We start from the raw sequence: 13,681 nt of genomic DNA, 5'->3' as shown, positions 1-13,681 counted from the left end.
CCCATGCCATTAGGTAACGCTACCGTAAACAACCAAAACCAAGGACAAGGCGAAGTGACCGAAATTGAACGTCACGTTTTGTACATTGGTCGCGCTGGCAACGCCGAAGAAGAAAGCCAGCTTTACTCAGTCAATGCGCAAACTGATCTCAGTGCGCTATTTGCTGATAGCAATCTGCGTAAGCAGCTCATAGCCGCGCAGCTTAATGCGGGGCAGAACTGGACGGCAGCGGTATACCCGTTAGCAGCTGATGAAGAAATTAGCGGCGCGATTATTCGTGCAAATGAAGTACAGAGTTTTGAAGCGCTTGCGATTTGTGATGTGCAAACCACAGCAGAGCAAATTAGTGCAATCTATGACGCCACACTCGCACTGCAAGGCTCACATGGCCGTTGGTGCTTTGTCATTGTTGCCTTGCCAGGTATCGATAAAGCAAATGAAACATGGCCAGCATATGAAGCCAAAATGGCGGTTCTAGTGAATGGCTTGGCTCTCCCGTTAGTGGTACCCGTGCCACAGCTTAATGGCAATAACGTGGGCGTACTTGCTGGCCGTTTATGTAATCGCAGCGTGAGCATTGCAGATTCTCCTATGCGAGTTGCGACAGGCTCGGTTGCAGGTCTTGGCCCTATGCCAACTGACTCAACTGAAACGCCATTATCACTGGCGACCTTAAATACCTTGGCCGTAGCGCGTTTTAGTGTGCCGCAATGGTATCCAGACGTGGAGGGCGTTTATTGGGGCGATGGCTCAACGCTAGAAGTCACTGGCGGTGATTACCAAGTGGTTGAAAATCTACGTGTCGTACACAAGGCAAGCCGTGAAGTGCGCGTTCGCGCCATCATGCGCGTGGCTAACCGTGTGCTTAACTCAACGCCTGCCAGCATTGAGTTAAACAAGGCGTACTTTATTAAGCCACTGCGCGCCATGAGCAAAAGCTACAAGGTGCAGGGTGTAGCGTTCCCCGGTGACATCATGCCACCACAAGATGGCGATATCACCATTGAGTGGAAGAGCAAAACGCAGGTGGTTATCTACATGGTTGTGCGCCCGTACAACAGCCCGAAATCAATCACCGTCAACATCATGTTGGATCTTAGCGTTCTATAACGCCAATTACGTATTAGGAGAAAACAATGCGTTTATCAGGAATGAATTTTAGAACCCACGTGGGTGACACTGCAGTACAAGTCGATAGCGCCACAGTAACCATTACCGACAACAGCGGTGTATCTCAAACCGGTGGTGTACCCGATGGGGCAGTAGATGGCCATGTGGCAGGAAGCGGTGAATTAACCGTTAACGCAGCAAACTTTGCTTTGATTAGCCAACAAGCCAAAACGGCAGGCGCATGGCGCGCATTACCAAACTTTGACATTCAGTTTTATGCCAAAACGTCACAAGACGAACGCAAGGTTGAATGCTTTGGTTGCCGCATCAAGTTAAGTGACTTGTTGGATATTGACAGCAAAGGCGGCAGTGCCAGCTTGTTCAAAATCCCGTTCGATATCACTAGCCCTGACTTTATTCATATCGATGGCGTGCCATATCTGCGCCCAGATGAAATTGAACACATAGTGCAGTAGGCAACTTGGAGCAACCACGAATGGATGATGCAGATTTAGCGGTCAAACATGAAGCGCGTGCAGAGGCCAGAGCAAACGCAATGCGCCAGAACGCTAAACCTGCACCGCCCAGTGCTAGCCATTGTATTGAATGTGGCGAGGCCATTCCAGAGCCACGCCGCCAAGAGGTAAAAGGTGTGCAGTTGTGTATTGACTGCCAAAAGTTAAGTGAGCGAAAGCGATGAGCAACTTAAAAAACAGATTGATTGAAGAGTTGATCGAACGCGAGGGCGGGTATGTTAACGACCCAACTGATCGAGGTGGTGAAACCATGTATGGCATCACGTTAAGTGTTGCGCGTGAAAATGGTTATCAAGGCGCAATGCGTGACTTGCCTTATGAGTTAGCGTTCAAGATTTATCAAGACCGCTACTGGACACCGTTAAAGCTTGATGACATTTGCCGCATTAGCGAAACACTCACAGAGCAGCTGTTTGACTTTGGGGTTAACTCCGGTGCGAACCGTGCAGGCAAATGTTTACAGAAAGTGCTTAACGTGTTGAATAACCGCCAAACACTTTATCCCGACTTAGTGGCCGATGGAGTTGTGGGTAGCCGTTCGCTATATGCGCTTAATAAGTATGTAGAGCATCGTAAGCAAAACGGCTTAAAGGTATTGATTGAAGCGGTGCGCAGTATGCGAATTAGTTTTTGTATCAACATTGCAGTGAAAGACGAAAGCCAAGAGAAATATCAATTTGGCTGGCTGCAACGTGTAGTGCATTTATAAGGAGTTTTCCATGGGTTGGTTTAGCACGATTTTAGGCACTAACCCCATCGAGGCTATTGGCAAAGCGGGTGATGCACTGTTTACCTCTGACGAAGAACGCCAACAGCTTGAGAATGAGCTTACCGAAATCAAACAAAAGCCGATGTTAATGCAAGCGTTGGCTAACACCATGGCCGCGCAACATCGCAGTGCATTTGTGGCGGGAGCAAGACCATTTTTAATGTGGGTATGTGGCTTTGGCTTTTTGTTTGCCTTTTTGGTTAACCCTGTTTTGCAATGGATTTGGCCTGATGTTGGCACACCAGAGTTGCCATTAGAAGTCATGATGGAGTTAACCCTCGCCATGCTTGGCCTTGCAGGTCTGCGCACGGTTGAAAAGATTAAGGGAGTAGCCAAGTGAATGACAGCTTAGATTGGATCCGTGTTTTTTTAGCTATTGGCGGTTTAGTGCTTACCGTGCTGGTACCACTCTTTGTTGGCTTATTTAACAGCCAAAAGAATACAGCCAAAGAGCTAAGCGAACACAAAACCCACGTGGCCGAAAGCTATGCCACTAAAGATGACGTAAAAGATTTGGGCGACCGTATCGAGCGCCAGATGAAAGACGGATTCACCAACTTAAAAGACTTTTTTAACAACAGAAAAAATAAGGATTTACCATGAAAAAGCAAATCGCTCTAACCATTGGTACCACTGATTTTACATTTAACGTCACTGTGAATGATCACTCTGATTTTGTTGACATGGTAAATCGTGGCGGCTCTATGTGCACTGCCGCTCACAACTTTGTTGTGCGTTCTATTAGTGCCGAGCAAAAAGATGCACTTAAAAAGTTACTGACTGATTCACCTGGTGCAGAGGTGCAAATCGCTAGTGCACTAAAAGCTGATTTCTCACCAGTGTTGGAGATTGCGGTAAAAAAATAGCAGGTCTGGTTGAAGCAATTGAAAACAACCAGTTTGAGCAGATGCTAGCAATTAGGCGGCATCAGCTCCCCAATGAAGACGACAGCGAGCAGTCAATTGCCAGAGCGCTTTGGCTGCACAAAACCCAACTAGAAAATATCGAGGTCGCTACCGCTAAAGGTATTGGCCGCGCATTTTCAAAATAGCACTTGGTATTAGCACAAGTACAACGGAGACAAAACGCCAATGAGCCTGCCCAAACCGCTAATGTTTACCGTTGGCTTGGTTGACCAAATCACTAAGCCTATCGCCAACATCACTAAGCAATTTAATGGACTTGCTGACACGTACCAAGCAGGCACCATGCAAATGGCTACAGGCTTGGGCGGCATGGCTGCATCAGGCATGGCACTGCACAGTGCATTGATGCCTGCAATTGAAATCGACCGCAAACTTGGTGATATAAAAGGCCTTGGCGTAGCTGATGACGCATTAAAAGCGGTGACCTCAACCGCCTTTGATTTTGCGATTGAATACGGCCAAGCCGCTACCGATGTGCTAGCCCACACTGAAAAGCTGCGCGCCAGCATGGGCGATATGCCTGCGCATGTAATGCAGTCGGCAACAACATCAAGTGCCACGCTTGCCATGGCGATGAAGTCAGACGCTGATACCGTAACCAACTATTTCAAAACCTTGTATGGCAACTATCAAGGCCAAGCCGATGCAATGGGCAAAGATAACTTTATCGCCCAAATCACTGGCATGACCGCTATGGCTAAACAGCAGTTTGGTACCTCAATGCAAGATATGGAGGGCATGCTCGATGGTATGCACTCGTTACCGTCGACCTTAGGCGTAGCATTAGATGAACAGTTTGCTGTGTTGGGTATGCTTGGGCAGCAGATGGGCCAAGGCGATGCAGTAACCCAATATACCAATTACCTTGAGGGCGTAGCCGGAGCGCAAGAAAAGTTAGGCGTAAGGTTAACCGATGCCAAAGGCAATTTATTGCCTATGGTCGAGGTGATTGAAAAGATTAAGCCGATGATTGAGGGCATGTCGGGTATTCAAGCACGCACCTTTTTAGATGATGCTGGCTTGGGCGATGGTGCCTTAGCCATTATCAATATGTCTAAAAACTTAGACGGCTTAAAAGCTAACATTAACAGCTTTAAAAATGTTAAAGGCATGGGGCCTGCCACCGATATGGCCCGAGATATGACCGACCAAAGCCAGCGACTTGCACAAAGTTGGAACGTGATCCGAGCCGCCTTTGGTAGTGCCGTTCTGCCAGCCTTTAATGGTTTTGCTAGTTGGATAGCCGATATGGGCAAAGATGTGCTTTGGTTTACCGAAACATTCCCCAACTTAACCCGCTGGCTTGGTTATGCGGCCATTGCCATGTTTGGCCTAGTCGCGGCAGGTGGTGCGCTAACCATGGCGATGGGCGTGGGCAAAATGATGATGACGGCCTATGGTGCAACCACTATGGCTTGGGCAGGCATTAATGCCATGCTGACATCGGGTTTAGCGTCACTGCGCGGTGTAATGCTAGCGGTGAATATTGCGATGTACGCCAACCCAATTGGCCTTGTGGTAGCAGGTGTAGTTGCAGCCATCGCGGCAGTAGGCGCACTGGTTTATTACTGGGATGACTTAGTTGCCACTATGGGCAGTTGGGAATGGGTGCAAGGCTTGGTCGGCGTATTTAGCAACGCTTGGGAATCACTCAAAGGCATGTTTGTTGATTACCTAAATTGGTACATCGAAAAGCTAAATTACATTCCAGGTGTTGAAATAGATTTAATTCCTATCATGGGCGATGTTGATCAAGCGGCGCTGCAATCAAGCTTGCCTGATGTGTTGCAAAACCATAACCAACAAGCGGTGCCGCAGTGGATGCAGCAAACAGCAGCTAACGAACCTGCGATGCCAAAGCCAATGGCGGGGCCTTGGGCGGCATCAATGGACGTTAACTCAATAGTGCCAGCGACTAATATCACCCGTTTGCCTGTTGAGTATCAGCAAAGCGAGTTTAAGCCGGTGATGCCAGAGTCGCTGACACAAGCAGTTGATCTGCAGCGCAGTGCCTTACCTGTTTATCAGCCAGATGCGACCAGCCAGCAATTAAATATCAAACCCGTTGCTAACGAGTCAGTGGCCAGCGCTATTAAGCCACGTTTTAACCAGCAGACAGCAGCGAACGCCAGAGCCAGCATGGCGGCAAGCAGCAGTGGCGAAAAGCGCATTAGCTTTGGTGATGTGATCATTAACAACCCACCTAAAAACTTTAGTTTGGCCGAAATTGCCGACCAACAGGAGCTAATGACCGCATGACAGAACAAGCCAAATATAGCGATCTGTTAATTGTTGATGGTGCATTGTCGTTAGATGTGGGCGCTCAGCCCAACTTAACAGTCACCCGTAAAAGCATTGCCCAAGACGTTAAACACATGCTGATGGAATCGGGGCTAGTGACTAAATTGCTAGCCCAGCGCAGTGCGACATTGCGCGCCGATGTATACACCGAAATGGAGCTGCTAATTGAAACCGATACTCGCTTAGTGCCGGGCACTATCGAACTCGATGTGCGTAGCACTAAAGTCATTGCTATCACCGCGACCACTTACGAATTTGGCGATCTAGCTGCAGAGGTAAATTATGACACGCCCACAAGTTGATTTTGAAAAGGTACTCGCTAACGAGGGAGTGCCAATGGATAGCCAGCAAGTCACTGCATTGCTTGAAGCTGACGTAATGGCAGCTAATTCAATTATCAGTAATAACAGCGCTATGAGCCCGTTTTGGAAATTGTTCTCGGCATGTGTTGTCACGCCAGTTTTATGGTTAATTAAAACATTACTGGCTAATCACGTATTGCCAGCCATGTTTACAGCCACGGCAACAGATCTGTATTTAGAGCTAAAAGCGTGGGATGTAGGCCTAGAACGTAAGCAAGCGGTAAAAACCCAAGGCTTAATTACATTCACCAAAGTAGATGCCAATGCTGATATTTGGGTAAAAGCAGGCACGGTGATACAAAGCGATGCCACATTAGGCGCCATTTACCGAATGCGAGTATTAGCCGACACATTGATCCCCGCAGGCGTATTAACCGAGGCAATATTATGTGAGGCAGAGCAGTCGGGCGCAGGGCATAACATTGGCGCAGGTTATTACAATGTTTTACCCGAGGTGTTAGCGGGTATTGCGGTGGTGAATAACATTGGCGATTGGATCACCCAAAGCGGTGCTAACCAAGAAACTGACGATGAACTGGCACTGCGCATACGTGATAAGTCCGGCAGCGGGGGTAATTATCACATTGATGCCGTTTACCGCGCGGCCATAGCAAGCTTTGCGGGTATTCGTAGCGACTTACTTTATTTTGAGCATGAAGCGCCCCGTGGTCCAGGTACCGCAAATTGCCATGTAATGATGGAAGTTGGCGAAACGACGCAAGCTCTAATTGACAATATTAACGACTACATTAGCACCCGAGGCTATCACGGCCACGGTGATGACTTATTGGTGATGCCTATTGCTGCTAGCGCTCAAGCGTTAGAGCTTAACTTTTGGCATGCCAGCAATATCGGTAGCAGTGAGATTGCCCAGTTAGAGGCTGACATTGAATCACGTATTCGCGCTGCATTTAGAGAATCTGAGCTGCACCCAGCGATGACGCGCACGTTCCCTCGCAGTGCCTTTATTTTCTCACAGCTGACTAGTGAGTTAACAGACGAGTTGCCACATTTAAAAAGTGTGCGTTGGTTAACTGATGACTTGATTAACGGCTTAGCATTGCCACGCATTAGCAGCTTAGTGATTAACAATCGCGGGGTGATCTAATGTCAGTACCAGAGCCAAAAGGTTGCCCTAAGTTACCCACCATTACGCCGCCGTGGTGGATGGACGGTAAAACCCTAAACAAAACCGACGAGCCACAAGAGCCAGCCATGTTAACCAATGGCCTGCAGTCTTTTTGGCAACGGCTGCGCGATTGGTTTATTTGGCCGCTAGCGCAAATTGACCCGTTAACCTGCTCGGTCGATATGTTGGATTTGCTGGCATGGGAACGCGCCGTGAACCGCTTTAAAGGTGAGCCTTTGGCCCTGTACCGCAAGCGGGTAGCTTACGCTTTTGTTAATGCTAAAGATGCGGGCAGCACCCAAGGCTTCATTAACATCATGGGGCGCTTAGGCATGGAGGTGATCAGTGTCAGGGAGCGGCAGCCGGAACTTGATTGGGATAGGGTGTCTATTGAGATAGACGACACCGAGGTTGCGCCGAACAATGCCCTGCTCGCAGAGATAATTCAATGTTACGGCAGAACGTGCCGACGTTACGATTACTTGTCAGTAAGGCTGGCGGTTAACAGTATGGCAGTGACCGAAGCAAGCCAAGATTTTCAAACGCTTACAGTTAAAACATTAAGCAATAGCAACCTAGAACACTTTAGTGGATTCAATACCGTTTCGAGTGAGTGTAATAACGACTACCAACACCTATATATAAGGGGCAAACAATGGCGCGACTAACGACCTACGGTGAGCAATATATCGCCTTAGCTGTTGGCAATGTACAGGACTTTATTATTGATGAGTTTGTATTTGCTTTTATTCCTGGGCTGGATTTTAGAGATCCAGAGCCAGCGGAAGAGCCCATGCCAACGCCAAGTCAAATAGTCCACCGCGCAGAGCCGCTAAAGCACGGGATCATAGATAAAAATAGAGTGACATTTAGCCAGATGCTAGGCCCCGATGTCGGCAACTTTAATTTTAACTGGATAGGACTTGCCCATAACAACAAGTTAATTTCGTTCGCGTATGTGCCGACAACACAAAAAGTATGCACGGTTGGCAGCTTTGAGGGCAACACCATCAGCCGCAATTTTGTAGTGGAACACTTAGGCATAGCCGACGCCATACCAGCCCCGGTGTCTGCTGAGTCGTGGATGTATGACTACTCAAATGAAATAGTGCAACTTCAAAGCTGCACCGCCAGCAACGCGACAGCAGTGATTAGCGCCAATACATGGGTGACAAAAAATGCCTACTGGAATTTAATATTAAGCGAACGCGTCCGTTCACTGGAGGAAATAAAATGAGTCAGGAAATTAACGAGCTACTAAAAGAGGTCACCAAAGCCGTTAGCGCGTCAAACGAGCAGACCGCAGCATCGCAAGAACTCGGGCAAGAGGTGGCTGGAAAAATGGCCCAGCTTGATAAGAAAGCTGATGATGCTATCGCCCTCGCTGAAAAGGCGTTTAATGACAATGTTGATGCTCTAACGGATTACGCGATTGAGGGCCATAAAAAAGCCATTGAAGACGCATCAGGTGGTCGCAACACGATTTTAATTGATGCCCAGGGCAACCCGAACATCATGGTGCGTATCCAGCGTTTTAATTATGAAGATCTAAACGAAGCTATATTGACGCGAACCGGTGTCGATCTTCAGCTTGGTACAGGCACGCCAACTATGTTTATGGATAACGGCACGTCCCGCAGTGAAGTCTATATTGCCAAGTATCTAGCAAGTGCAGGTGCTAACGGTGGTTGCAGCGTAGTCGGTGGCGTGCAGCCGCGCACATCAGTTAACTACGATGTCGCCAAAGCGCTGTGTACCGATAAGGGGGCAGGCTGGCACATGATGTCAATCCATGAATGGGCCGCTATTGCGCTTTGGTCACTAGCAAACAATACAGTGCCTCGTGGTAATACAAATTATGGCCGCAGTCATGAAAATAAATTAGAAACTGCTCGTCGCAGTGATAACGGCATGCCGGGGGATTCGAGCGGAACCGGAAGAACCGATACAGGCAAAGGGCCAGATACTTGGGCACACGATCACGGCGCTTTCGGGGTGCAGGATTTAGTCGGTAATGTGAATGAGTGGCTCGATCAAATGAAGCTCGATAATGGCCAAATCATCACAACACTGGACAACAACCCCAGCATCAATGAAGCAAACTGGCACCGCCACGGTGCTTACTTTGACTCAACTTCAGACAGTATGGCTGGCACAGGTAATGTTGGCGCGCCAGTTTTAAGCAACACTATCATTAAGCGTAACGGCCCGATTAACGATGATAGTCACGATTATCCGTATGCGCATAACGCTCATTTCGCCACCATTGGCAAGTCTGCTGGGTATGCACCAGTTGAACTTATGCGCAGACTGCTGATTGAGTCTGCGTCACCAACCACTGTGGCAGGTGCTATTTATGTTCGTAATTATGGCGACCGATTCCCGCTTCGCGGGGGCGGCTGGAGCTATGGCTCTTACGCAGGTTTGGGCATGCTCTATCTGAACTATTCGCGCTCGAGTGCGAACAGTAGCATTGGTTTTCGCCCAGCTTTCTTTGTGTAATGCAAACTGACACTTTGGCCGCTGCGCGATAGCGCAGCTTAATCTTAATTATATTAAAGGCTTTACCGGAGGCAGCTTGACCGCCCTTTTGATCGAAGATAAATGCCGCGAAATGTTGCTCTATGGATACGTAGCGCTTAAGCAGTTCCCCAAGCATGAAAAGCACGTGCTTGGCGCTGAGATACGCCTATCCATGCTGCAGTTACAGCGCCTAGTTATTACTGCATTTAAACGTTATCACAAAAAGACCACACTCACGGATCTTGATATTGAGCTTGCAATACTGAAGCGCCGAGTGAGATTAGCCAAAGATCTGCATTATCTTGATATTAAAAAATATCAGCTATGGATTGAGAAATTGGTTGAGATAGGTCGCATGATTGGCGGGTGGATCAAGTCTGTTAAGTTGAAACAGCAGGCGACAGCATTATGAATACGCGGAACCGATTCCCGCTTCGCGGGGGCAACTGGAACAATGGCTCTAACGCAGGTTTGGGCATGCTCAATCTGAACAATTCGCGCTCGAATGCGAACAGTAACATTGGTTTTCGCCCAGCTCTTGATTATGCCAGAAGCAACCACCCTAATGGGTGCTGCCAGTGCGACAATGAAAAGGATGCTGTCACCTCAGCTATTGCTGGAACAGGTATTAAACCGATTGATGCGTCAATGGGTTGTATTTTTGAGCAGATATACAGTTTTGAAAATATTCTAGATGCGGCGTATCAGTGCCGAAAAGGGAAAACAAAGGCCAACGCTACTTTGGTGTTTTTCAATAATCTTGAAGAGAATATTATTCAAATACAAAACGAGTTGATGTGGGGCATGTATCAGATGTCGCCATATCACCATTTTTACGTGTTTGAGCCAAAGCGCCGATTAATATCAGCACCACATTTTCGGGACCGAGTAGCGCATAGGGCGATATACAACATTATCGAGCCGCTGTTTGATAAGCAGTATATTCACGACTCTTACGCCTGCCGCCGAAGTAAAGGTACCCACAAAGGTGCAGATAGGACGCAAGCGTTTATTAAAAAAGTTGAGCGAAAGCATGGCAAAACTTATGCGTTAAAAGCCGACATTAGTCGTTACTTCTCAAGTATCGATCATTGCATCCTCAAATCAATACTGGATGCGAAGATTAAATGCGAGCGGACCAAAGCGCTGCTGTTTTACATTATTGATACAAGCCCAAGCGATGCGTTGGGTGCTGGCATTCCGCTCGGCAACTTAACCAGCCAGATATTTGCCAACATCTATCTTAATGAGCTGGACAGATTTGCCAAGCATCAGCTAGGAGCCAAATTTTACGTGCGCTATATGGACGACTTTGTTTTTATTCATCATGACAAAGAGCAGTTGCATCAATGGCGAAGAGAAGTAGAAATATTTCTTAATCAGAACCTGCGGTTGAAGACCAACAGTAAAACCCAAGTGTTCCCCATTTCGACGGCGAATGGTCGAGCGCTGGATTTTTTAGGGTTTCGAATTTATTCGTCACATCGGCTGCTCAGAAAGTGCAGTGTTAACCGAATAAAGACCAAGTTAAAAAAGTACCGCAAGCTGTATGCAAAAGGCGAGATACAGCTTGCCGATATTAGTCAAAGCATCCAGTCGTGGCTTGGTCATGCCAGCCATGCAAGTACTTATAACTTAAGAAAAGCGCTACTTAGCGCCCCATTCAGGAGAACGTAGTTATGAATTTTAAATATATACATGAAGGCAAGATCCATGCGAATTCTAGCCAAGATTATATGCAAGGAATTGGAATGGATGAGGATGCAATTAACTCTACGTTAAATCAAAAAGCGTTTGAAGAAATTCAAGAGTTTGCTAAGCGCCGCTTGGCTTACGAGAGCGAGTCCGATCCTTTATATATGGAGTGGCAATACGATAAAACGATCGAGTCGGAGCAAGCTTGGCGGGACAAGGTCGCTGAAATTAAAACGAGATATCCGCAGCCTGCAGCGGAGTGATGCGTCAGTTAAATTAACCATAAGTGGCGATGATGATGACACTCATCGTCGCAAGGTTTTTAGGAGTAGCATCAATGAGCCAGGGGAGTAAGCCATGAGCCAAATAGCATTAGACGGTGAACTGATTAACTTAAAAAGCTGCAAAATTGAGTTAAGCATGCAACTGGCCGAACAAGATATGTCAGGCCAAAGCTCAAGCACGGCCAGCAGTGAACAGGGCGATAAAGCCAAAGAGCTAAAAGTCACCGGCTTAATCCCGTTCACTGATAAGGCGCAGCTATCACGTTTGTTTGAGCTGGCTATCGCTAAAGACGAGGCGGGCAACCGTGTTGTTCGCCGCGTAGGTTCAGAGTTGGCGCGCATGGTTAAAATCAGGCAAGTAAAGTTTTGCGGTCTTATATCAGCGCCAGAGCACCCAACGTTTTTAGCGTGGAATGTCAGCTTCCAATTACGTGAACACTTAAGTGTGCCCGAGGTAGCAGAGCAGCGCCAAGAGCTAGCGGGTGCCAGCGGATTTCAAACCACTAAGCAAAGCAGTAGCGTGATCCCAACCGCACCAATTGCTGCAGCGCCGCCAAAAGTGGAAGTGTCATCTGTCGAGAAGTTCTTGGCCAGCATCGACAACGCCATAGGCGAGCCAGCATGAAGCTAACTAAACGCTTAACCATAGGCGAGCAAATTATTGCTCACTCAAATGCCCATGTGGTGCTTGAGCTGTCAGCCGCAGGCCGTGGCAGTTTCAACATTCATGGTGAGGCCAAACACGGCCAAGTGGTTGCCCTTGATATTGGTTACAACAATAAGCTGCAGCGTTACTTTACCGGTTATGTCACCAAAGTCACCCCAAGCAGCAAAGGCATGCACCGCATTATGGTGCGTGAACTGGCAAGCATATTGGCAGACAAATGGCCGATTAATATCCGCCACGCAACATTTAGGCAAGTGATCACCCAGCTTGGTGAAGATACTGGCTTAAGTTTTGTTTTACCTAATAATGCGCTGTACCTCGACTCACAAGTGGGTAACTTCACGAGCCAAGGTGCGGGGTATCAGTTGTTGCAAAGCTTGGGCGCTGTGTTTGCGGTACCGGATTGCGTTTGGTACCAGCAACCAGACGGCCAAATATACGTTGGTAGCTACCAAGACAGCCGCTGGGCAAATAAGCCCACGACTATCGAGCAAGGCTTAACCCAAAATCAATACGGTAATGGTTGGCAATTATTGGCAATGCCAGCAATGCGCCCGGGCGCATTAGTTAACGGCCATCGAGTTAAGCAAGTTGAACTTGAAAACGACACCATGACATTAACGTGGACGGTCACCAAAGCAGACGAACGCAGTGAACAGCGCAAGTTGTTTAATGTGCTGCCAGAATTATCGGGACGCTATCACTTGCCGTGGTGGGGTAAGGTCGTTGAGTTGCCAGAGTTGCCAGCCGAAGAGGGCGAACGCGGCAGTGACGCGTTTCACCCACGTTATGCGGTTAATGTACAACTGCTAGATGAAGACGGTAACCAAACCGAATCAATATTAGAGGCGGCACCATTACCCGTGCCAGGTATTGGCGATAAAGCAGGGCGGTTAGAGCCGCCAGCCATTGGCGCAATTGTTGAAGTGGGATTTGCTTACGGCAGACCAGACAAACCATTTATTCGCACAGTATTGCCATTTGGTTGGGACTTACCAGCCATCAAAGCAGGTGAAAGCCGCAACCAAGTGCGCGATGGGGTTTATCAGTTATTCGATGATGTGGGCAACCTGATCACCGAAACCGATAAAGACATTCGCACCACTATCGGCCAAATGCATAAGCTACTGGTTAAGCAGTCGCAAGAAATCAAAGTGCTAAAAGACCAGCTAACCGAAGTCGAGGGCAAGATGACCATGACAATCACCAAAGATTTAAGCATCAAGGCCAAGAACATTAGTGAGGATGCCGACACAATTAAACTTAATGGTGGCTCAGCCGTGGTCACTTGTGGTCACATCTGCCACTTTATTGGTGGCCCTCATGCAGATGGTTCATCAACAGTTACAGCAGGCAAGTAGTTAGGTAAATAAAGAGGA

At 47.9% G+C, this 13,681-nt stretch carries 19 protein-coding genes; all 19 read left to right on the top strand.

Annotation, left to right across the window (positions count from 1 at the left end):
- Window positions 1–3 precede the first annotated feature (3 nt).
- The 19 genes from K5Q92_RS01050 to K5Q92_RS24165 all read left to right on the top strand — a co-directional run bounded on the left by K5Q92_RS01050 (window position 4) and on the right by K5Q92_RS24165 (window position 13,663).
- On the top strand, window positions 4–1,110 hold the full coding sequence (locus tag K5Q92_RS01050; RefSeq protein WP_220767199.1) for a DUF2586 domain-containing protein: 1,107 nt from the start codon (window positions 4–6) through the stop codon (window positions 1,108–1,110).
- 26 nt (window positions 1,111–1,136) lie between these two features.
- On the top strand, window positions 1,137–1,586 hold the full coding sequence (locus tag K5Q92_RS01045) for a phage protein (protein ID WP_220767198.1): 450 nt from the start codon (window positions 1,137–1,139) through the stop codon (window positions 1,584–1,586).
- A 20-nt stretch (window positions 1,587–1,606) separates the two neighbouring features.
- Complete coding sequence (locus tag K5Q92_RS01040; protein ID WP_220767197.1) at window positions 1,607–1,810, top strand: TraR/DksA C4-type zinc finger protein; 204 nt, start codon at window positions 1,607–1,609, stop codon at window positions 1,808–1,810.
- Entirely contained in the window at window positions 1,807–2,355 is a 549-nt protein-coding gene (locus K5Q92_RS01035) for a glycoside hydrolase family 108 protein (protein ID WP_220767196.1), read from the top strand. Before K5Q92_RS01040 ends, K5Q92_RS01035 begins: the two co-directional genes overlap by 4 nt.
- A 10-nt stretch (window positions 2,356–2,365) precedes the next feature.
- Entirely contained in the window at window positions 2,366–2,755 is a 390-nt protein-coding gene (locus tag K5Q92_RS01030; protein ID WP_220767195.1) for a 3TM-type holin, read from the top strand.
- A complete protein-coding gene (locus K5Q92_RS01025; RefSeq protein WP_220767194.1) occupies window positions 2,752–3,018 on the top strand; it encodes a hypothetical protein in 267 nt (88 codons plus the stop codon). Before K5Q92_RS01030 ends, K5Q92_RS01025 begins: the two co-directional genes overlap by 4 nt.
- Window positions 3,015–3,281, top strand: coding sequence for a putative phage tail assembly chaperone (locus tag K5Q92_RS01020; protein ID WP_220767193.1), 267 nt, complete (start codon window positions 3,015–3,017; stop codon window positions 3,279–3,281). Before K5Q92_RS01025 ends, K5Q92_RS01020 begins: the two co-directional genes overlap by 4 nt.
- 41 nt (window positions 3,282–3,322) lie before the next feature.
- Window positions 3,323–3,466: a DUF6890 family protein gene (locus K5Q92_RS01015; RefSeq protein WP_174208583.1), complete on the top strand. Its 144-nt coding sequence runs from the start codon at window positions 3,323–3,325 to the stop codon at window positions 3,464–3,466.
- A gap of 40 nt (window positions 3,467–3,506) precedes the next feature.
- Entirely contained in the window at window positions 3,507–5,600 is a 2,094-nt protein-coding gene (locus K5Q92_RS01010) for a phage tail tape measure protein (protein ID WP_220767192.1), read from the top strand.
- Complete coding sequence (locus K5Q92_RS01005) at window positions 5,597–5,944, top strand: DUF2590 family protein (RefSeq protein ID WP_220767191.1); 348 nt, start codon at window positions 5,597–5,599, stop codon at window positions 5,942–5,944. Before K5Q92_RS01010 ends, K5Q92_RS01005 begins: the two co-directional genes overlap by 4 nt.
- A complete protein-coding gene (locus tag K5Q92_RS01000) occupies window positions 5,925–7,112 on the top strand; it encodes a baseplate J/gp47 family protein (protein ID WP_220767190.1) in 1,188 nt (395 codons plus the stop codon). The genes K5Q92_RS01005 and K5Q92_RS01000 overlap by 20 nt, the downstream gene beginning before the upstream one ends.
- Entirely contained in the window at window positions 7,112–7,801 is a 690-nt protein-coding gene (locus K5Q92_RS00995) for a phage tail protein (RefSeq protein WP_220767189.1), read from the top strand. The genes K5Q92_RS01000 and K5Q92_RS00995 overlap by 1 nt, the downstream gene beginning before the upstream one ends.
- On the top strand, window positions 7,789–8,370 hold the full coding sequence (locus K5Q92_RS00990) for a phage tail protein (RefSeq protein ID WP_220767188.1): 582 nt from the start codon (window positions 7,789–7,791) through the stop codon (window positions 8,368–8,370). The genes K5Q92_RS00995 and K5Q92_RS00990 overlap by 13 nt, the downstream gene beginning before the upstream one ends.
- Window positions 8,367–9,635: an SUMF1/EgtB/PvdO family nonheme iron enzyme gene (locus K5Q92_RS00985; RefSeq protein WP_220767187.1), complete on the top strand. Its 1,269-nt coding sequence runs from the start codon at window positions 8,367–8,369 to the stop codon at window positions 9,633–9,635. Before K5Q92_RS00990 ends, K5Q92_RS00985 begins: the two co-directional genes overlap by 4 nt.
- 76 nt (window positions 9,636–9,711) lie before the next feature.
- Window positions 9,712–10,068: a diversity-generating retroelement protein Avd gene (gene avd, locus K5Q92_RS00980; RefSeq protein ID WP_220767186.1), complete on the top strand. Its 357-nt coding sequence runs from the start codon at window positions 9,712–9,714 to the stop codon at window positions 10,066–10,068.
- Window positions 10,065–11,333 (top strand): reverse transcriptase/maturase family protein, encoded by a 1,269-nt coding sequence (locus K5Q92_RS00975; protein ID WP_220767185.1) that lies wholly within the window; start codon window positions 10,065–10,067, stop codon window positions 11,331–11,333. Before avd ends, K5Q92_RS00975 begins: the two co-directional genes overlap by 4 nt.
- A 2-nt stretch (window positions 11,334–11,335) precedes the next feature.
- Window positions 11,336–11,614: a hypothetical protein gene (locus K5Q92_RS00970; protein WP_220767184.1), complete on the top strand. Its 279-nt coding sequence runs from the start codon at window positions 11,336–11,338 to the stop codon at window positions 11,612–11,614.
- A 94-nt stretch (window positions 11,615–11,708) separates the two neighbouring features.
- Window positions 11,709–12,260 (top strand): DNA-binding protein, encoded by a 552-nt coding sequence (locus tag K5Q92_RS00965; RefSeq protein ID WP_220767183.1) that lies wholly within the window; start codon window positions 11,709–11,711, stop codon window positions 12,258–12,260.
- Entirely contained in the window at window positions 12,257–13,663 is a 1,407-nt protein-coding gene (locus K5Q92_RS24165) for a hypothetical protein (protein ID WP_259649449.1), read from the top strand. The genes K5Q92_RS00965 and K5Q92_RS24165 overlap by 4 nt, the downstream gene beginning before the upstream one ends.
- The last annotated feature ends 18 nt before the right edge of the window (window positions 13,664–13,681 follow it).

It is taken from the genome of Shewanella sp. MBTL60-007 (assembly GCF_019654915.1).
In the GTDB taxonomy this organism is placed as follows: Bacteria; Pseudomonadota; Gammaproteobacteria; order Enterobacterales; family Shewanellaceae; genus Shewanella.
The sequence above is the reverse complement of the archived record's forward strand: the minus strand, read 5'-3'. Positions and strand labels throughout refer to the sequence as shown.